The sequence below is a fragment of the Streptomyces sp. HD genome, from assembly GCF_028369295.1.
Classification (GTDB): Bacteria; Actinomycetota; Actinomycetes; order Streptomycetales; family Streptomycetaceae; genus Streptomyces.
The window spans coordinates 43,384-61,078 of the sequence record NZ_JAQMYP010000026.1; the positions used below are offsets into that span (position 1 = coordinate 43,384).

General features: G+C 71.2%; 21 protein-coding genes. 2 read left to right on the top strand and 19 right to left on the bottom strand.

The features are described 5' to 3' along the window. Positions 1 to 53: 53 nt before the first annotated feature. From trpA to hisI, 9 genes are all read right to left on the bottom strand, one after another. Positions 54 to 872, bottom strand: coding sequence for a tryptophan synthase subunit alpha (gene trpA, locus POF73_RS24690; RefSeq protein ID WP_272119180.1), 819 nt, complete (start codon positions 870 to 872; stop codon positions 54 to 56). Beyond that, complete coding sequence (gene trpB / locus POF73_RS24695) at positions 869 to 2,161, bottom strand: tryptophan synthase subunit beta (RefSeq protein WP_272119182.1); 1,293 nt, start codon at positions 2,159 to 2,161, stop codon at positions 869 to 871. The genes trpA and trpB overlap by 4 nt, the downstream gene beginning before the upstream one ends. 77 nt (positions 2,162 to 2,238) lie before the next feature. Further along, positions 2,239 to 2,463 carry a tryptophan biosynthesis modulator TrpM gene (gene trpM, locus POF73_RS24700; protein WP_272119184.1) on the bottom strand — a complete coding sequence of 75 codons (225 nt, stop codon included), beginning with the start codon at positions 2,461 to 2,463 and terminating at the stop codon, positions 2,239 to 2,241. Positions 2,464 to 2,484: 21 nt separating this feature from the next. After that, positions 2,485 to 3,294 carry an indole-3-glycerol phosphate synthase TrpC gene (trpC, locus tag POF73_RS24705; RefSeq protein ID WP_272119186.1) on the bottom strand — a complete coding sequence of 270 codons (810 nt, stop codon included), beginning with the start codon at positions 3,292 to 3,294 and terminating at the stop codon, positions 2,485 to 2,487. 181 nt (positions 3,295 to 3,475) lie between these two features. Beyond that, positions 3,476 to 3,940, bottom strand: a complete 465-nt coding sequence (locus POF73_RS24710; protein ID WP_272119188.1) for a DUF2752 domain-containing protein — start codon at positions 3,938 to 3,940, stop codon at positions 3,476 to 3,478. Between the two features lie 87 nt (positions 3,941 to 4,027). Continuing rightward, the gene (locus POF73_RS24715) at positions 4,028 to 4,279 is read right to left on the bottom strand and encodes an HGxxPAAW family protein (protein WP_272119189.1); all 252 of its coding nucleotides are present in this window, start codon (positions 4,277 to 4,279) and stop codon (positions 4,028 to 4,030) included. A gap of 226 nt (positions 4,280 to 4,505) precedes the next feature. After that, positions 4,506 to 5,147, bottom strand: a complete 642-nt coding sequence (locus POF73_RS24720) for a TIGR02234 family membrane protein (protein WP_272119191.1) — start codon at positions 5,145 to 5,147, stop codon at positions 4,506 to 4,508. 94 nt (positions 5,148 to 5,241) lie between these two features. Then, positions 5,242 to 6,747, bottom strand: a complete 1,506-nt coding sequence (locus POF73_RS24725; RefSeq protein WP_272119193.1) for an anthranilate synthase component I — start codon at positions 6,745 to 6,747, stop codon at positions 5,242 to 5,244. Between the two features lie 11 nt (positions 6,748 to 6,758). Continuing rightward, positions 6,759 to 7,160: a phosphoribosyl-AMP cyclohydrolase gene (gene hisI, locus POF73_RS24730; RefSeq protein ID WP_443049645.1), complete on the bottom strand. Its 402-nt coding sequence runs from the start codon at positions 7,158 to 7,160 to the stop codon at positions 6,759 to 6,761. Between the two features lie 83 nt (positions 7,161 to 7,243). Here hisI and POF73_RS24735 point away from each other — a divergent pair, with 83 nt between their 5' ends. Next, complete coding sequence (locus POF73_RS24735; protein ID WP_272119198.1) at positions 7,244 to 7,879, top strand: TIGR03085 family metal-binding protein; 636 nt, start codon at positions 7,244 to 7,246, stop codon at positions 7,877 to 7,879. Positions 7,880 to 8,054: 175 nt separating this feature from the next. Here POF73_RS24735 and POF73_RS24740 read toward each other — a convergent pair whose 3' ends face one another. From POF73_RS24740 to hisD, 10 genes are all read right to left on the bottom strand, one after another. Continuing rightward, a complete protein-coding gene (locus POF73_RS24740) occupies positions 8,055 to 9,296 on the bottom strand; it encodes an MFS transporter (protein WP_272119201.1) in 1,242 nt (413 codons plus the stop codon). Positions 9,297 to 9,318: 22 nt separating this feature from the next. Next, positions 9,319 to 9,909, bottom strand: a complete 591-nt coding sequence (locus tag POF73_RS24745; RefSeq protein WP_272119203.1) for an ArsR/SmtB family transcription factor — start codon at positions 9,907 to 9,909, stop codon at positions 9,319 to 9,321. A 113-nt stretch (positions 9,910 to 10,022) separates the two neighbouring features. Beyond that, complete coding sequence (hisF, locus tag POF73_RS24750; RefSeq protein WP_272119205.1) at positions 10,023 to 10,778, bottom strand: imidazole glycerol phosphate synthase subunit HisF; 756 nt, start codon at positions 10,776 to 10,778, stop codon at positions 10,023 to 10,025. Next, positions 10,775 to 11,179 carry a RidA family protein gene (locus POF73_RS24755; protein ID WP_272119207.1) on the bottom strand — a complete coding sequence of 135 codons (405 nt, stop codon included), beginning with the start codon at positions 11,177 to 11,179 and terminating at the stop codon, positions 10,775 to 10,777. Before POF73_RS24755 ends, hisF begins: the two co-directional genes overlap by 4 nt. Continuing rightward, entirely contained in the window at positions 11,176 to 11,901 is a 726-nt protein-coding gene (priA, locus tag POF73_RS24760; RefSeq protein ID WP_272119210.1) for a bifunctional 1-(5-phosphoribosyl)-5-((5-phosphoribosylamino)methylideneamino)imidazole-4-carboxamide isomerase/phosphoribosylanthranilate isomerase PriA, read from the bottom strand. Before priA ends, POF73_RS24755 begins: the two co-directional genes overlap by 4 nt. A gap of 4 nt (positions 11,902 to 11,905) precedes the next feature. Then, complete coding sequence (hisH, locus tag POF73_RS24765) at positions 11,906 to 12,559, bottom strand: imidazole glycerol phosphate synthase subunit HisH (protein ID WP_272119212.1); 654 nt, start codon at positions 12,557 to 12,559, stop codon at positions 11,906 to 11,908. Next, positions 12,556 to 12,720 (bottom strand): hypothetical protein, encoded by a 165-nt coding sequence (locus POF73_RS24770; protein ID WP_272119215.1) that lies wholly within the window; start codon positions 12,718 to 12,720, stop codon positions 12,556 to 12,558. Before POF73_RS24770 ends, hisH begins: the two co-directional genes overlap by 4 nt. A gap of 3 nt (positions 12,721 to 12,723) precedes the next feature. Next, positions 12,724 to 13,317 carry an imidazoleglycerol-phosphate dehydratase HisB gene (hisB, locus tag POF73_RS24775; protein WP_030951295.1) on the bottom strand — a complete coding sequence of 198 codons (594 nt, stop codon included), beginning with the start codon at positions 13,315 to 13,317 and terminating at the stop codon, positions 12,724 to 12,726. Then, positions 13,314 to 14,420: a histidinol-phosphate transaminase gene (locus tag POF73_RS24780; protein WP_272119221.1), complete on the bottom strand. Its 1,107-nt coding sequence runs from the start codon at positions 14,418 to 14,420 to the stop codon at positions 13,314 to 13,316. Before POF73_RS24780 ends, hisB begins: the two co-directional genes overlap by 4 nt. Next, a complete protein-coding gene (gene hisD, locus POF73_RS24785; protein WP_272119222.1) occupies positions 14,417 to 15,781 on the bottom strand; it encodes a histidinol dehydrogenase in 1,365 nt (454 codons plus the stop codon). Before hisD ends, POF73_RS24780 begins: the two co-directional genes overlap by 4 nt. Positions 15,782 to 15,952: 171 nt before the next feature. On the opposite strand from hisD, the gene POF73_RS24790 reads away from it, so the two are divergent. Next, positions 15,953 to 17,542: an oxidoreductase gene (locus POF73_RS24790; RefSeq protein ID WP_272119225.1), complete on the top strand. Its 1,590-nt coding sequence runs from the start codon at positions 15,953 to 15,955 to the stop codon at positions 17,540 to 17,542. Positions 17,543 to 17,695 lie beyond the last annotated feature (153 nt).

Consider the following 17,695-nt stretch of genomic DNA (forward strand, 5'->3'; position numbering starts at 1 on the left):
GCCCTTCTTCCGACGATTCCCCGGACGATGTACGGAGCTTGCGAGAAACTCGGCTACGCCTGTCCGCGCACGCCCTTCGCCAGCTCTCCGGCGAGACTGCGCACGGCCTCGACACCGGCCGCGTCGTCCGGCGCGTCCAGCATCCGCTTGACGAAGGCCGAGCCGACGATCACGCCGTCGGCGAAGCCGGCCACCTCGGCGGCCTGCTCGGCGTTGGAGACGCCGAGGCCGACGCAGACGGGCAGCTCGGTGCCGGTGGCCCGGGTGCGCTCGACCAGGTTCTGGGCCTGCGCACCCACGGACGCGCGGGTTCCGGTGACGCCCATGAGCGAGGCGGCGTACACGAAGCCGCTGCCGGCCGCGGTGATCTTTCCGAGCCGCTCGTCCTTGCTGCTCGGCGCCACGACGAACACCGTCGCGAGCCCGTGCTTCTCGGCGTGCTCCCTCCACAGCGCCGACTCCTGGACGGGCAGGTCGGGCAGGATGCAGCCCGCGCCGCCCGCCTCGGCCAGCTCGGCGGTGAAGCGCTCGACGCCGTAGCGGTCGATGGGGTTCCAGTACGTCATGACGAGGATCGGCTTGCCGGTGGCCTCGTGGGCCTCCTTGACCGTGCGCATGACGTCCGCGATCTTGACGCCGCCGCGCAGGGCGATGTCGTCGGCGGTCTGGATGACCGGGCCGTCGAGGACCGGGTCGCTGTGCGGCAGCCCGACCTCCACGACGTCCGCGCCGCCGTCGAGCGCGGCCTTGATCGCCTCGATGCCGCCGTCCACGGTCGGGAACCCGGCCGGGAGGTAGGCGATGAGGGCGGAACGCCCCTCGGCCTTGGCGCCGGCGAGAGTGTCGGACAGCAGCTGAATGTTCCCGCTCACTTGGCGTCCCCCTGGATCTCGGCGGCACCGCCATTGGCGTCGGCGGCGACCTCGGCATCGGCCTCGGTGTCGTACAGGCCGAAGTACCGCGCGGCCGTGTCCATGTCCTTGTCACCGCGGCCGGACAGGTTGACGACGATCAGGCCGTCCTTGCCCAGCTCCCGGCCGACCTCCAGGGCTCCGGCGAGCGCGTGGGCGCTCTCGATCGCCGGGATGATGCCCTCGGTGCGCGACAGCAGACGCAGGGCCTGCATCGCCGCGTCGTCGGTGACCGCGCGGTACTCGCCGCGACCGCTGTCCTTGAGGTAGGAGTGCTCCGGGCCGATGCCGGGGTAGTCCAGACCGGCCGAGATCGAGTACGGCTCGGTGATCTGGCCCTCCTCGTCCTGGAGGACGTAGGAACGGGAGCCGTGCAGGATGCCGGGCTCGCCGGCGGTCAGCGTGGCCGCGTGCTCGCCCGTCTCGACGCCGTGCCCGGCGGGCTCGCAGCCGATGAGGCGTACATCCGTGTCGGGGATGAAGGCGTGGAAGAGGCCGATGGCGTTGGAGCCGCCGCCGACGCAGGCGACGGCGGCGTCGGGGAGGCGTCCGGCGCGCTCCAGGAGCTGGCGGCGGGCCTCGACGCCGATCACGCGGTGGAAGTCGCGGACCATGGCGGGGAAGGGGTGCGGGCCGGCGACCGTACCGAACAGGTAGTGGGTGTGGTCGACGTTGGCGACCCAGTCGCGGAACGCCTCGTTGATGGCGTCCTTGAGGGTGCGGCTGCCCGACTTCACGGCGATGACCTCGGCGCCGAGCATGCGCATCCGGGCCACGTTGAGGGCCTGGCGCTGGGTGTCGATCTCACCCATGTAGATCGTGCATTCCAGGCCGAACAGCGCGCAGGCCGTCGCCGTCGCGACGCCGTGCTGGCCGGCGCCGGTCTCGGCGATCACCCGGGTCTTGCCCATGCGCTTGGTGAGCAGGGCCTGGCCGAGCACGTTGTTGATCTTGTGCGAGCCGGTGTGGTTGAGGTCCTCGCGCTTGAGGAACACGCGGGCGCCACCGGCGTGTTCGGCGAAGCGCGGGACTTCGGTGAGGGAGCTGGGCCGGCCGGTGTAGTTGACCAGGAGGTCGTCCAGTTCTCGGGCGAACTCGGGGTCGTGCTTGGCCTTGTCGTACTCGACGGCCACCTCGTCCACGGCGGCGACGAGGGCCTCCGGGATGAACTTGCCGCCGAACGCGCCGAAGTAGCCCTCGGCGCTGGGGACTTGACCCTCGGGGTCGGGAATGAAGAAGTCGCTGGGCATGCGGAAACCTCACGGTGAGTGTGTGTTGAGTGCACTAATCGCCGTGGGGCGTGGGGTTGTCAGTCGACTGCGGGCCGTCAGTGGCTGGTCGCGCCCGCGCGGCGGTAGCCGCTAATCAAACAGAGTCCCGCGCCCCTGAAGGCCTGCTGCCATCGCCGGCCGTTCACCTGCCCGGGTTCGTCACCGATGACGTACCGCACCCGGCGGCCATGTACCCGGCGGGCCGGCGCACGGCAACCACGGGGACGGCAGCCGCGCGCGAGGCGGGCGTGCCGGTCCAGGGTCGTCACGGTGAGAGTCATCGGGGTCAGCCTACCGGGTGATCAGCTGCGGCCGTGCCGGAGTGCCGGGTGCTCGCCCGCTGCCACCAGGTCGGCGACCGCGGACTTGGGGTCCTTGCCGGTGACCAGGGACTCGCCCACCAGGACCGCGTCGGCGCCGGCGTTGGCGTAGGCGATGAGGTCGTGGGGGCCGCGGACGCCGGACTCGGCGATCTTGACGATGCTGTCGGGGATCTCGGGGGCGACGCGCTCGAAGGTGCCGCGGTCGACCTCAAGGGTCTTGAGGTTGCGGGCGTTGACACCGATGACCTTGGCGCCCGCGTCCACGGCACGCTCGACCTCGTCCTCGTCGTGGACCTCGACGAGCGGGGTGAGTCCGATGGACACCGCGCGCTCGATGAGGGACTCCAGGGCGGGCTGGTCCAGGGCCGCGACGATCAGCAGGACGAGGTCGGCGCCGTAGGCACGGGCCTCCCACAGCTGGTACGAGGTGACGATGAAGTCCTTGCGCAGGACCGGGATGTCCACGCGGGCGCGGACGGCCTCCAGGTCGGCCAGCGAGCCGCCGAAGCGGCGCTGTTCGGTGAGGACGGAGATGACGGCCGCGCCGCCCGCCTCGTAGTCCGCGGCGAGCCCGGCCGGGTCGGCGATCGCGGCCAGCGCGCCCTTGGAGGGGCTGGAGCGCTTGACCTCGCAGATGACCTTGACGCCGTCGCCGCGGAGGGCGGCCACACCGTCCTTGGCCGCGGGAGCCTTCGCCGCGCGCTCCTTGAGCTCGTCGAGGCTGACGCGCGCCTGCCGCTCCGCGAGGTCGGCACGGACTCCGTCGATGATCTCGTCGAGCACACTCACGCGAGCGGCCCCCTTCCAGACGGTTGACTATGAAAGCGGTACGAAACCTATGGTCACTGTGATGGTATCCGTAGGACGGCGTAGGGCTCGCATCCGGTTGACGCGGGTTCCTCCCCCACCCTCGAACCAGCTTCGCATGGCTCGGGCGGGAGGTGCCCCCACCTGGACATTCGCTGGTTGATCAAGGATGCAGCCAGCCGCCGAACGGCAGGTTCCGGACAACGGTGAAGGCCAGCAGCAGCGCCCCCGCGGCCCACAGCCGGGCCGTCGGGAGATCGATCCTGAGCGGCCGTCCGCGCGCCGTCCGGACCACCCATACGGTCCACACCACGGCGAAGACCAGGTAGCCGACGACAGCGAGCGCGTTGTCCTGCAGCGCCGCCGCGAAGTCCCCGTGGACGACGGCGTGCGCGCTGCGCAGGCCGCCGCAGCCCGGGCAGTAGATGCCGGTGTACTGCAGGAGCGGGCAGGCGGGGTAGTGGCCGGGTTCGTTCGGGTCCACGGCGCCGACGTACGCGAAGGCGCCGACGACGGCCGCGAGCACCCCCGCGGGGACGGCCAGCCGCCCCAGCGCGGCGCCCGCGCCGGACCGCGTCGCCGGACCGCTGTCGCTCACCCTGTGGCTGTCGGCGTTCACGTCATGCATTGTGCCCCGCACACACGTGAGGGGCGCCCCCTGGCACCTCGTCGGCACCGGGTCGCCCCTCAGCGAAGTCGTGACGCCGTACGGGTCTCAGCCCTTGACGGGCGCCGTCTCGCGCTCCTGCGTCATGAGCAGCGCCTTGTGGGCGTCCTTCGGCTGTCCCATGCCCATCGCGCTCATGACCCAGCCGACGATGCCGCCGAGGGCCACGACGGCCAGGCCGGCCCAGAAGCCCGCGGGCTGGTCCATCACCATGAAGGCGCCCGCCACGCAGAAACCGATGAAGGCGATCGTGACACCGGTCCAGGCGGCCGGGGTGTGACCGTGGCTGCTGCCCGCCATTGCTTGCTCCTCGTTGCTGTGTACGTGTTGTACGTGGGTGAGCCGGTCGCTCGCTGTCATTGTCCCGCACGCGTGCGGGAGTGGTGATCGGGGGTAGCCCGAGCGATTCGACGCCGAGCGGGTCAACGCCCTGAAGGGCGCGGGGCCGTATCGATATGCGGCTCCGCCGCGGTGGCGCGACCAGCCCCACCGGCCCGCGGACAAGTCACGTCCCGCCCGCGGAGCGCTACGCGCCGGTCGGGTCCTCCCCCCGGTCCAGGGCCTTCCAGAGTTCCTCGGGCCGGTCGGGGTCGGTGGTCGGGGCCTTGCGGCGCGCGCGGGGTGTGCCGCCGCGCTCGTAGCGGCCGGACATGGCGGGCCACAGACGGCCGTAGCGCAGGGCGAGCAGCCCGGCGAGCAGGATCAGGACACCTCCTACGGCCGCTACGTACGGCCAGGCGGTGTGGGTGAGGGCCTGGACGGTGGCCGATGTGTCGCCGGAGGCCTGCGCGGCCTTCTCGTCGAGCGCCGCGCTGTCGGAGACGCCGAGCAGGGCCGCCGCGACGGTACCGGCGCCGGAGAGCGCGAGCAGGCCGGCGACCATGAAGCGGCCGGCCCGGCGGACGGCGAAGACGGCGACGAGCGCGGCGAGCCCCACTATGGCCAGGGCCGCGGGGACGCCGGTGACGTCACTGCCCTTGGCGGTCAGGGGGAAGGCTCCGCCGGCCACCGTCGCGGTGCCCTCGGACCAGCGCTGCCGGGTGGCGAGCAGCGCGACAGCCGAGCCGAGCGCCCCGCACAGCAGGGCGACGGCAAGACTCATACGGCCGGCCCGGGCGGAACCGGGGGCTTCGGAACGGGGGTGAGGTACAGCAGTCACGTAGTCCACTATCACCCGAACCCCGAACGATCAGTCACCCGGGGTTCATGTGAGACGGCCACCCGGGTTCATGACCGGCCGCCGGGCCGGGCGGGACGCCGGTTCAGCCGAGCCGGTTCGCCGTGTGCACCGCCCGCAGGACCGCCGCCGCCTTGTTCCGGCACTCGGTGTCCTCGGCGACCGGGTCCGAGTCGGCGACGATGCCCGCGCCGGCCTGGACGTAGGCCGTGCCCTCCCGCAGCAGTGCCGTGCGGATGGCGATGGCGGTGTCGGAGTCGCCGGCGAAGTCGAGGTAGCCGACGCAGCCGCCGTACAGCCCCCGCCTGGACGGCTCCAGTTCGTCGATGATCTGCATCGCCCGGGGCTTGGGGGCGCCGGAGAGGGTGCCGGCCGGGAAGCAGGCGGTGAGGACGTCGAAGGCGGTACGGCCCGGCGCGACCCGGCCGGTCACCGTCGAGACGATGTGCATCACGTGCGAGTACCGCTCGATGGACATGAAGTCGACCACCTCGACCGAGCCGGGCTCGCAGACCCGCCCCAGGTCGTTGCGGCCCAGGTCGACCAGCATGAGGTGCTCGGCGCGCTCCTTGGGGTCGGCGAGCAGCTCGTCGGCGAGGGCCTGGTCCTCCTGCGGGGTGGCCCCGCGCCAGCGGGTGCCGGCGATGGGGTGGACCATCGCCCGCCCGTCCTCGACCTTCACCAGGGCTTCCGGCGAGGAGCCGACCACGTCGAAGCCGTCGAAGCGGAACAGGTACATGTACGGGGAGGGATTGGTCGCCCGCAGTACCCGGTAGACGTCCAACGCGCTTGCCGTGCACGGCGTTTCGAAGCGCTGGGAGGGGACCACCTGGAAGGCCTCGCCGGCCCGGATGCGCTCCTTGATGTCCTCGACGGCCTCCTGGAAGTCCTCGCCGCCCCACAGCGCGGAGTACTCGGGCAGCTCCGAGGGCGGGAGGACGGCCGGGGGCTGGGCGACCGCGCGGGAGAGGTCGGCCTCCATGGCGTCGAGGCGGGCGACGGCGTCGGCGTACGCCTCGTCGACACCGGTGTCGAGGTCGTTGTGGTTGATCGCGTTGGCGATCAGCAGGACGGAGCCCTCCCAGTGGTCCATGACGGCGAGGTCACTGGTGAGCAGCATGGTCAGCTCGGGCACGCTTGTCGGATTACTGTCGTCCCGCTCGCCGGGGCCGATCTTCTCCAGGCGGCGCACGATGTCGTAGCCGAGGTAGCCGACCATGCCGCCGGTGAAGGGCGGCAGGCCCAGGTCGTGGGCGAGGTCGCGCGGGGTGTGCAGGGCCTCGATGGTGGCACGCAGGGCGGCCAGCGGGTCGCCCTCGGCGGGGACGCCGACGGGCGGGGTGCCGAGCCAGTGGGCCTGTCCGTCGCGCTCGGTGAGGGTCGCGGCGGAGCGGACGCCCACGAAGGAGTATCGAGACCATTGAAATGCAGTGCGGCCGTTCTCCGCGGACTCCAGCAGGAAGGTGCCGGGGCGCTCGGCGGCGAGCTTGCGGTAGAGGGCGACCGGGGTGTCGCCGTCGGCGAGGAGCTTGCGGGTGACCGGGATGACGCGCCGGTCGGTGGCGAGCTTGCGGAAGGTCTCAAGGTCCATGGCGGCTGACCCTACTGATCCGAGGCCGGTACGCCGGAATCGGCGCCGTCCTTGAGCAGTACGTCCTCGTCGAAGCAGGTGCGGGCGCCCGTGTGGCAGGCGGCGCCGACCTGGTCGACCTTGACCAGGACGGTGTCGGCGTCGCAGTCCAGGGCGACCGACCTGACCCACTGGAAGTGGCCGGAGGTGTCGCCCTTGACCCAGTACTCCCGGCGGCTGCGCGACCAGTAGGTGCAGCGGCCGGTGGTGAGCGTGCGATGCAGCGCCTCGTCGTCCATCCAGCCGAGCATCAGCACCTCACCGGTGTCGTACTGCTGGGCGATGGCGGGCAGGAGTCCGTCCGCGCTGCGCTTGAGGCGCGCGGCGATCTCGGGGTCCAGTCGGCTGGGCTGACGGGGCGTGCTGGTGGTCATGCCTGCCATTGTGCCGCCTGCCACTGACAGTGACGGCCCCATGTCCACTGGGCGGACTCGATACGTGGTCGTAGGCTGACTCCATGTCGACCTTCGCCCAGCGTGAACGACTTCTCCTGGCCGACCTCCTGGAGGCCGAGGGCCCCGACGCCCCGACCCTCTGCGAGGGCTGGCAGACCCGTGATCTCGCCGCGCACGTGGTGGTGCGCGAGCGCCGTCCCGACGCCGCCGCCGGTCTGCTGATCAAGCAGCTCGCGCCGCGTCTGGACAAGGCGATGGAGGAGTTCGCGGCCAAGCCGTACGAGGAGCTGATCCAGCTCATCCGCACCGGGCCGCCGCGTTTCTCGCCCTTCCAGCTCAAGCAGATCGACGAGGCGTCGAACACGATCGAGTTCTACGTCCACACCGAGGACGTCCGCCGCGCCCAGCCGGACTGGACGCCGCGCGAGCTCGACCCGGTCTTCCAGGACGCCCTGTGGTCCCGTCTGGAGCGCTCCGCCCGGCTGGTCGGCCGCAGCGCCCCCACCGGCCTGGTGCTGCGCCGCCCCAACGGCCAGACGGCGGTCGCCCACCGCGGCACACCGGTCGTCACGGTGACCGGCGAGCCGTCGGAGCTGCTCCTGTTCGCCTACGGCCGGCAGAGCGCCGCCAAGGTCGAGCTGGACGGCGACAAGGACGCGATCGCCAGGCTGCACGAGACGAAGCAGCTGGGCATCTGAAAGCCGGTGGAGAAACCTCCGTCGTCCACCCGAAACTCGGAGGGCGGGGGCTGCGGCGTCATGGCGTGCGATCGCAAGGCGCCGACGCCGCCCTCAGCGAGGGCGCGGCCCCACTCGGGGATTGCGCGCCGGGCATCGCGGCGCGGACGGGGGTTTGTTCACAGGCTCGGAGGGCTCACGCGGGCAGTTCCGCGCGGCGGAGCGGTCCGGCGCACAGGGCTACGGCGCCGCTCAGGGCGCACACCCCGGCGCAGGCCGTGAAGACCGGGCCGGTGCCCCAGTGCCCGCTCGCCCAGCCGACCAGGGGGAAGGTGAGCGGGGCGACGCCGTAGCTGACCAGGGTGGCGGCGGAGGTGACACGGCCGACGTAGGCGGGGCCGGCCGCAGCCTGCACCAGGGCGGTGCCCAGGGCTCCGGCCAGTCCGGCCAGCATCCCGACGCACAGGGCCACTCCGGCTGCGGCGAGGACGGACGGCGCCTGTGCGAGTCCGGCGATCGCCACGGCACTGGCGGCGTTCGTCACCGCCATCACGTACCCGGCGCGGGGCACCCGTCCGCGCCAGGTGAGCAGCAGTGCGGCGGACCCGGCGCCGGCGCCGAACCCGGCGAGCACCCAGCCCATGCCGGCCGAACCCCAGCCGCGTTCCTCGGAGAGCAGGGTCAGCCCGATGTTCATGGGACCGACGAAGCCCAGGTCGCCGAGGGCGATGACGACGATCAGCGGGCGGAGCACCCGGTCCCGCCGGATGTGGCGGAGCCCGTCGCGCAGCTCGGCCGACACGGCACCCCGCGCCTTCCGCTCGTCCGGGGGCAGTTCGCCGACGCGTACGGCCAGCAGCACCGGCAGGGACACCCCGATGAGCAGGGCGGCGAGCCCGAACGCGCCCGCCGTGCCGCCGAGGGCGACGCCCAGGCCGCCGAGTGGTCCGCCCAGGACGTTGGCAAGCCGGGTCGCGAGCCCTCGCATGCCCTGTACGCGGGTGAGCTGGCTCCGGCCGGTGATTCGTGCGGGAAGGGCGCCGGCCGCGGGTATGAAGACGGCGTCGACGACCCCGAAGACGGCGGCCACCGCACCCAGCGCCCAGAGACCGGGGCTGGTCACCAGCAGCAGCACTGCCGCGCTGAGCACCAGGGCGGAGCGCACCGCCGTACTGCCGACGACCACACGTCGCGGCCCGTACCGGTCGGCGACCACTCCCCCGCCGAGCATCAGCAGGGCGCGCGGCACAGCACTGACGGCCGTCACGAGGCCGGCCTGGGCGGCGGTGCCGGACTGGACGGCGGTCCAGGACAGGGCGATGTAGTAGACGTTGTCGCCGACGGCGGACGCGGTGAAACCGCCGAGCCAGCGCAGGACGTTGGGGTCGCGGTGGGCCGGTCTGTCATCCAGCACCGGGGACGCGAGTGTGGTGGTCACGTCGGTGGTCACCTCGGTCCTCTCAGGTCCGGAACGGGAAGCCGTAGGTGTGCACGGCGACGCTCTCGCGGCCGTCGGTGTCGCCCGCGGCGTCGGCTGCCCGGCCGAGTTCCTCGTACTTGCGGCACACGGCGTACAACTCCTTGGACAGCTCGCTCAGTTCGTCCGAGGTGAGCCTGAGCAGCCACTCGGAGGAGTCGGAGGCCGTGTTCCAGGCAGCGCTCCAGTGGGCGCGTTCGTCGAGGAAGCGCCGGTACATGTCGGCGCGCTGCTCGAAGAAGAGGCGGCTGGCCGCGGTGTGCGCGGCGGCCTTCTCCGGAGCGTCCCGGAAGTCCTCGTCATGGATGGACACCCCGTCGGAGGCAGGCTGCCACCAGCGCTCCCGCCCGTCGGCGCTCTGCGGCTCGGCCTCTTCCACCAGTGCGTGCTCGGCGAGCTTGCGCAGGTGGTAGCTGACCAGGGAGACGGCTTCGTCGACCTGTTCGGCGAGCTGTGAGGCGGTCGCCGTGCGGGCGATGGTCAGGGCCCGGTACAGCTGCATCCGCAGCGGGTGCGCGAGGGCCTTGAGCGTGCCCACGTCCTTGATCCGGCGGTCTCTCTTCCTCTCCGTCATGCCCTCACGTTAGATACGAAAGAAAAATTGCACAACAGATTTTGCGCAACTTTTCTTTCGCATCTCGGCATGAGAAAGCCCCGGCCACCGGGTGGCCGGGGCTCGGGACGGCGTCACCGCACGGCGTGCCCTGCTGCCCTCAGGGTTTCCTTCACCTCGCCGATCCGCAGGTCGCCGAAGTGGAACACGGACGCCGCCAGCACCGCGTCCGCCCCCGCCTCGATGGCCGGGCCGAAGTCGGCGAGCTTGCCGGCGCCTCCGGAGGCGATGACCGGGACCGTCACATGCTTGCGTACGGCCTCGATCATCTCGATGTCGTAGCCGTCCTTCGTGCCGTCCGCGTCCATCGAGTTGAGCAGGATCTCGCCCGCGCCCAGCTCGGCGGCCCGGTGCGCCCACTCGACGGCGTCGATGCCGGTGCCCTTGCGGCCGCCGTGGGTGGTGACCTCGAAGGAGCCGGAGTCGGTGCGGCGCGCGTCGACCGACAGGACCAGCACCTGCCGTCCGAACCGCTCGGCGATCTCACGGATCAGGTCGGGACGCGCGATCGCGGCGGTGTTGACGCCCACCTTGTCCGCGCCCGCGCGCAGCAGCTTGTCCACGTCCTCGGCCGTGCGGACGCCGCCGCCGACCGTGAGCGGGATGAACACCTGCTCGGCGGTGCGACGCACCACGTCGTACGTCGTCTCGCGGTTGCCCGACGAGGCGGTGATGTCCAGGAACGTCAGCTCGTCGGCGCCCTCGGCGTCGTACACCTTGGCCATCTCGACGGGGTCGCCGGCGTCGCGCAGGTTCTGGAAGTTGACGCCCTTGACGACCCGGCCGTTGTCCACGTCCAGGCAGGGGATGACTCGGACCGCCAGGGTCATGAATCCACGGCTCCTCTGTATGCCTCTAGCTCTACTTCGACCAGGATGCGCGAGTCCACGAAGCCCTCCACGACGAGCAACGTCGCGACCGGGCGCACCGTGTCGAAGAGCTCCTTGTGGGCCCGGCCCACGGCGTCCACGTCCCGCGCATGGGTCAGATACATCCTGGTACGGATCACGGACTCGACGCCGAGCCCGAACTCGCCGATCGCTTCGACCGCACTGGTGAAGGCGACCCTGGCCTGCTCGTACGGGTCGCCCTCGCCGTACAGCACATCCCCCTTGAAGGAGGTCGTGCCGCCCACCAGGACACGGTCACCCACCGCCACGGCGCGTGCGAAACCGAAGGACTCCTCCCAGGGACTTCCGCTCTGCACACGCCGTACGGCATCGGACGTCATGACGAGACAACCTCCAGGGCCTCTTCCAGGGTGAACGCCTTCGCGTACAGGGCCTTCCCGACGATGGAGCCCTCGACACCGAGCGGCACCAGCTCGGCGATGGCCCGCAGGTCGTCCAGGGACGAGACGCCGCCGGAGGCCACGACCGGGCGGTCGGTCGCCGCGCAGACGTTGCGCAGCAGCTCCAGGTTCGGGCCCTGGAGGGTGCCGTCCTTGGCGATGTCGGTGACGACGTAGCGGGCGCAGCCCTCGTTGTTGAGGCGCTCCAGCGTCTCGTAGAGGTCGCCGCCGTCGCGGGTCCAGCCCCGGCCGCGGAGCGTGGTGCCCCGTACGTCCAGGCCCACCGCGATCTTGTCGCCGTGCTCGGAGATGACCTTGGCGACCCACTCGGGGGTCTCCAGGGCGGCCGTGCCGAGGTTCACGCGGGTGCAGCCGGTGGCGAGCGCGGCGGCCAGCGAGGCGTCGTCGCGGATGCCGCCGGACAGCTCGACCTTGATGTCCATCGCCTTCGCGACCTCGGCGATCAGCTCACGGTTGTCGCCGGTGCCGAACGCGGCGTCCAGGTCGACCAGGTGCAGCCACTCCGCGCCGGAGCGCTGCCAGGCCAGGGCGGCCTCCAGCGGGGAGCCGTAGGAGGTCTCGGTGCCGGACTCGCCGTGCACGAGGCGGACGGCCTGGCCGTCACGGACGTCGACGGCGGGGAGGAGTTCGAGCTTGGCCATGTCTCTACAGGGTTCCGATCCAGTTGGTGAGCAGCTGCGCTCCGGCGTCGCCGGACTTCTCGGGGTGGAACTGGGTGGCCCACAGGGCGCCGTTCTCCACGGCGGCCACGAAGGGCTTGCCGTGCGTCGACCAGGTGACCTTGGGAGCGGTCATCAGCGGGTTCTCCGTCTCCAGGGTCCAGTCGTGGACGGCGTAGGAGTGCACGAAGTAGAAGCGCGCGTCCGCGTCCAGGCCGGCGAACAGCTCGGAGGCGGGCGGCGCGTCCACGGTGTTCCAGCCCATGTGGGGCACGATGTCGGCCTGCAACGGCTCCACCGAGCCCGGCCACTCGCCGAGGCCCGCGGTCTCGACACCGTGCTCGATACCGCGCGCGAACAGGATCTGCATACCGACGCAGATGCCCATCACGGGACGCCCGCCGGACAGCCGGCGGTCGATGATCCAGTCGCCGCGGGCCTCGGTGAGCCCCTTCATGCAGGCCGCGAAGGCGCCGACACCAGGCACCAGCAGCCCGTCGGCGTTCATGGCCCTGTCGAAGTCACGGGTGATCTCGACATCGGCTCCCGCGCGCGCGAGGGCACGCTCGGCGGAGCGGACGTTGCCGAAGCCGTAGTCGAAGACGACGACCTTCTTCGCGTTCGTCGAAGGAGCGCTCAACTCCACACCTCCAGCCTCATGACGCCCGCCACGAGACACATCGCGGCGCCTATCGACAGCAGCACGATGAGGCTCTTCGGCATCTGCTGCTTGGTGAAGGAGATGATGCCGCCGACCAGGAAGAGGCCGACGACGATCAGGATGGTGGACAGCCCGTTCATGGGTTACAGCGCGCCCTTCGTCGAGGGAAGGATGCCCGCCGCGCGCGGGTCGCGCTCGGAGGCGTAGCGCAGGGCCCGGGCGAGCGCCTTGAACTGGCACTCCACGATGTGGTGCGCGTTGCGTCCGTACGGCACGTGCACGTGCAGCGCGATCTGGGCCTGGGCGACGAAGGACTCCAGGATGTGGCGGGTCATCGTGGTGTCGTACTCGCCGATCATCGGCGCCATCTTCTCGGGCTCGGTGTGCACGAGGTAGGGGCGGCCGGACAGGTCGACGGTGACCTGGGCGAGGGACTCGTCCAGCGGGACCGTGCAGTTGCCGAATCGATAAATCCCCACCTTGTCGCCGAGGGCCTGCTTGAAGGCGGCGCCCAGCGCGAGGGCGGTGTCCTCGATGGTGTGGTGCGAGTCGATGTGCAGGTCGCCCTCGGTCTTCACGGTCAGGTCGAACAGACCGTGCCGGCCGAGCTGGTCGAGCATGTGGTCGTAGAAGCCGACGCCTGTCGACACATCGACCTTGCCGGACCCGTCGAGGTCGATCTCAACGAGGACCGAGGTCTCCTTCGTCACCCGCTCTATGCGGCCTACGCGGTTCATGCGCTCTGCTCCTTCTTCAGTTCACGTACCGCGTCGAGGAACGCGTCGTTCTCTTCGGGGGTTCCGGCGGTCACCCGCAGCCAGCCGGGCACGCCGTTGTCCCGGACCAGGACGCCCCGGTCGAGGATCTGCTGCCAGACGGTGTGCGCGTCGTCGAACCGGCCGAACTGCACGAAGTTGGCGTCCGACGCGGTGACCTCGTAGCCGATGGCGAGCAGCTCGCTCACCAGCCGGTCCCGCTCCGACTTCAGCTGCTCGACGTACTTGAGCAGCGTGTCGGTGTGTTCCAGGGCGGCCAGGGCGGTCGCCTGGGTGACGGCCGACAGGTGGTACGGCAGCCGTACGAGCTGGACGGCGTCCACCACCGCCGGGTGCGCGGCGAGATATCCGAGGCGCAGGCCGGCGGCGCCGAAGGCCTTCGACATCGTCCGGGAGACGACGAGATTCGGCCGGCCTTCGAGCAACGGCAGCAGTGAGTCGCCGTGGCTGAACTCGATGTACGCCTCGTCCACCACGACCATCGACGGCTTGGCGGCCTGCGCGGCCTCGTACAGCGCGAGGACGGTCTCGGGCGGGACCGCGGTGCCCGTGGGGTTGTTGGGCGTGGTGATGAAGACGACGTCCGGCCGGTTCTCGGCGATCGCCTTCTCGGCGGCCGCGAGGTCGATCGTGAAGTCGTCATTGCGCGGGCCCGAGATCCAGCCGGTGCCGGTGCCGCGCGAGATGAGCCCGTGCATCGAGTACGACGGCTCGAAGCCGATCGCCGTACGGCCCGGTCCGCCGAAGGTCTGCAGCAGCTGCTGGATGACCTCGTTGGAGCCGTTGGCCGCCCAGACGTTGGCCAGGCCCACCTCGTACCCGGAGGTGTCGGTGAGGTACTTCGCGAGCTGGGTGCGCAGCTCCACCGCGTCCCGGTCCGGGTAGCGGTTGAGGTTGCGGGCGGCCTCGCGGACGCGCTCGGCGATCCGCTCGACCAGCGGCTCGGGCAGCGGGTAGGGGTTCTCGTTGGTGTTCAGCCGTACGGGGACGTCCAGCTGGGGCGCGCCGTAGGGGGACTTGCCGCGCAGCTCGTCCCGTACGGGGAGATCGTCAATGCCGGTCACTTGTTCTCGGGTACCTTCCAGCCGCGCGACACTTGTTCGTCTCCGACAAACCTCGCCTTGACCGCCGCGCCGTGCGCCGGCAGGTCCTCCGCCTCCGCCAGCGTCACCACATGATGCGCGACCTCGGCCAGCGCGTCCTTCGTGTAGTCGACGATGTGGATGCCGCGCAGGAAGGACTGGACGGACAGGCCCGAGGAGTGGCAGGCGCAGCCGCCGGTGGGCAGCACGTGGTTGGACCCGGCGGCGTAGTCGCCGAGCGAGACCGGCGCCCAGGGCCCGATGAAGATCGCGCCGGCGTTGCGCACCCGGTCGGCCACGGCGGCCGCGTCGGCCGTCTGGATCTCCAGGTGCTCGGCGCCGTACGCGTCGACCACCCGCAGCCCCTCCTCGACACCGTCGACCAGGACGATCGCGGACTGCCTGCCCTTGAGTGCGGGCACGATCCGGTCGTCGATGTGCTTGGTGGCCGCGACCTGCGTCTCCAGCTCCTTCTCCACCGCGTCGGCGAGCTCCACGGAGTCGGTGACCAGGACGGCTGCGGCCAGTGGGTCGTGCTCGGCCTGGCTGATCAGGTCGGACGCGACGTGCACCGGGTCGGCCGTGGCGTCGGCCAGGACCGCGATCTCGGTCGGGCCCGCCTCGGCGTCGATGCCGATCTTGCCGGTGAAGTAGCGCTTGGCGGCGGCGACCCAGATGTTGCCGGGGCCGGTGACCATGTTGGCGGGCGGGCAGGACTCGGTGCCGTACGCGAACATCGCGACGGCGGTGGCGCCACCGGCGGCGTACACCTCGTCGACGCCGAGCAGCGCGCACGCGGCGAGGATCGTCGGGTGCGGCAGGCCGCCGAACTCGGCCTGTGCCGGGGAGGCGAGCGCGATGGACGCGACGCCGGCCTCCTGGGCCGGGACGACGTTCATGACCACGGAGGACGGGTAGACCGACCGGCCGCCGGGCGCGTACAGCCCGACGCGGTCCACCGGCACCCACTTCTCGGTGACGGTACCGCCGGGCACGACCTGCGTGGTGTGCGTCGTACGGCGCTGCTCGCGGTGGACGAGACGGGCGCGGCGGATGGACTCCTCCAGGGCCGCGCGCACGGCCGGGTCGAGTTCGGCGAGGGCCTTCTCGATCGCCTCGGCGGGCACCCGCACCTGGTCGAGCCTGACCCCGTCGAACTTCTCGGCGAAGTCGATCAGCGCCGCGTCGCCCCGATGATGCACGGCCTCGCAGATCGGACGCACCTTCTCCAGGGCGGCCTGCACGTCGAAGTCGGCTCGGGGCAGCAGGTCGCGCAGGGCGGGGCCCTCGGGAAGGGCGTCGCCGCGCAGATCGATTCGGGCCAAGAAGGAATATCGCAGCACGGGCTCAATTCTCTCAGACCCGGCTCCGGCGTCGTGCGCGCGTATCACTGGGTGGAACACGAGTCCGTCGGGAACCTGGAAGGTCGCGTTCACGTCTGGCGTTCGGGGCGTCACTCAGCGGGCATGAACAGTTGTACGAACCCACGAGTAGATGAGGGGGATGGAAGCAACGTGACCGAAGGTGCCGGCCTCCGTGACGGAGACCTGCCGGACGATCTCCCGGACGACCTGAGCCCCGCCGAGCTCGGCATGTGGCAGGCCTTCCGCAATGGCAGCGTGTACGACCTGAGCAGCGGCGACACGGTCGTCGACGATCCACACGGCGGGCACCCCTGGGGCGAGGAGCGGACGGTACGCGCACGGATCATCTGCTGGCTGCTGCTGGACGGGCCGCCCGCCCTCGCGGGCCGGGTGTCCTCGCTGAAACTGGTCGGCATACGGATCAGCGGCACGATGGACCTCGCGGGCGGCACGGTGGTGCCGTACGTCGAACTGCGCGGCTGTCGCTTCGACCGGGAGGTCCGGCTGCCGGAGGCCCGCTTCACGACCCTGCGCCTGGTGGACTGCGCGGTGCCGCGGCTGGAGGCGGCCCGGGTGCACACCGAGGGCGATCTGCATCTGCCGCGCTGCCGGTTCCACAACGGCGTACGGCTCACCGACGCCCACATCGGCACGGATCTGCTGCTCAACCAGGCGATCGTCCACCGCGACCGCAGCGGCCGCTCGATCGCCGCGGACGGCATCGGGGTCGGCCAGGACCTCCAGGCCGAGATGCTGGAGTCGCACGGCGAGCTCAGTCTGCGCGGTGCCGTGATCGGCGTGTCGCTGAGCCTGCGGGGCGCCCGGCTGGTCAACCCGTACACGCGGCTCGCTCTGAACGCGCCGCAGCTGACCGTCGGGCGCACCCTGTATCTGACCCCGGCGGGCGTCGGCAGTCCGCTGCTGAGCGGCCGTACGCCCGCGCGCGGGACGCGTATCCAGCGGTTCGCGTGCCAGGGCGGGGTGCGGCTGGACGACGGGCGGTTCGGGGACGCGGTCGACCTGGAGCGGGCCCGGTTCACCTTCACCGACGACCAGGAGCTGTCGCTGCGCCGCGTCCAGACGCCCGAGCTGCGCTTCCTGGGGGAGCGGCCGGAGCGGGGCAGGGTGGTGCTGTCGGGGGCCCGGGTGGTCAACCTGATGGACCGGGCGGACGCCTGGCCGGGCCCGGGTCTGCTGCACATGGGCGGCTTCACCTACGAGAACCTCGTGCCGCGCGGCCCGTTCCCGCTGGAGCGGCGGCTGGAGTGGGTGGCCGCCGCGACCGCCGAGTACAACCCGGAGCCGTACGAGCTGCTGGCCTCCGTGCTGCGGGCGGGCGGCGAGGACGAGGACGCGCGCGAGGTGCTGCTCGCCAAGCAGCGGCGCCGCCGCGAGACACTGCCGCCCGCGGCCAAGCTGTGGGGGTACGTGCAGGACTGGACGGTCGCCTACGGTTACCGGCCCGGCCGGGCCGCCGTATGGATGGCGGTGCTGTGGGCGGCGAGTTCGGTGGCCTTCGCGCACGCCGAGCATCCCCCGCTGAAGGGCGGCGAGCATCCGACCTGGAACCCGGCCCTGTTCGCCCTCGACCTGCTGCTGCCGGTCATCGACCTGGGCCAGGTCGGGTTCTGGCAGCTGAGCGGCGCCTGGCAGTGGCTGGCCGCGGCGATGATCCTGCTGGGCTGGATCCTGGCGACGACGGTGGCGGCGGGGGCCACGCGGCTGCTGCGGCGGAGCTGATGTGTATGGGTTTGGTGAGGTCAGTGAGGTTCCTGAGTAGAACATGTGTATTGCCCGACAATTGTTGAACCGTTGGCCTTTACCTGTTCTTGACCCATCCGCGTACAACTTTCCGCAGGTTGCCCGTTCCCTCTGGCGCGGGCGCGACCAGCG

Coding starts and splice junctions, on each gene's coding strand:
- trpB (WP_272119182.1), bottom strand. CDS start 2,161: ATGCCCAGCGACTTCTTCATTCCCGACCCCGAGGGTCAAGTCCCCAGC.
- trpM (WP_272119184.1), bottom strand. CDS start 2,463: ATGACTCTCACCGTGACGACCCTGGACCGGCACGCCCGCCTCGCGCGC.
- POF73_RS24710 (WP_272119188.1), bottom strand. CDS start 3,940: ATGCATGACGTGAACGCCGACAGCCACAGGGTGAGCGACAGCGGTCCG.
- POF73_RS24715 (WP_272119189.1), bottom strand. CDS start 4,279: ATGGCGGGCAGCAGCCACGGTCACACCCCGGCCGCCTGGACCGGTGTC.
- POF73_RS24725 (WP_272119193.1), bottom strand. CDS start 6,747: ATGGACCTTGAGACCTTCCGCAAGCTCGCCACCGACCGGCGCGTCATC.
- hisI (WP_443049645.1), bottom strand. CDS start 7,160: ATGACCACCAGCACGCCCCGTCAGCCCAGCCGACTGGACCCCGAGATC.
- POF73_RS24735 (WP_272119198.1), top strand. CDS start 7,244: ATGTCGACCTTCGCCCAGCGTGAACGACTTCTCCTGGCCGACCTCCTG.
- POF73_RS24745 (WP_272119203.1), bottom strand. CDS start 9,909: ATGACGGAGAGGAAGAGAGACCGCCGGATCAAGGACGTGGGCACGCTC.
- hisF (WP_272119205.1), bottom strand. CDS start 10,778: ATGACCCTGGCGGTCCGAGTCATCCCCTGCCTGGACGTGGACAACGGC.
- POF73_RS24755 (WP_272119207.1), bottom strand. CDS start 11,179: ATGACGTCCGATGCCGTACGGCGTGTGCAGAGCGGAAGTCCCTGGGAG.
- priA (WP_272119210.1), bottom strand. CDS start 11,901: ATGGCCAAGCTCGAACTCCTCCCCGCCGTCGACGTCCGTGACGGCCAG.
- POF73_RS24770 (WP_272119215.1), bottom strand. CDS start 12,720: ATGAACGGGCTGTCCACCATCCTGATCGTCGTCGGCCTCTTCCTGGTC.
- hisB (WP_030951295.1), bottom strand. CDS start 13,317: ATGAACCGCGTAGGCCGCATAGAGCGGGTGACGAAGGAGACCTCGGTC.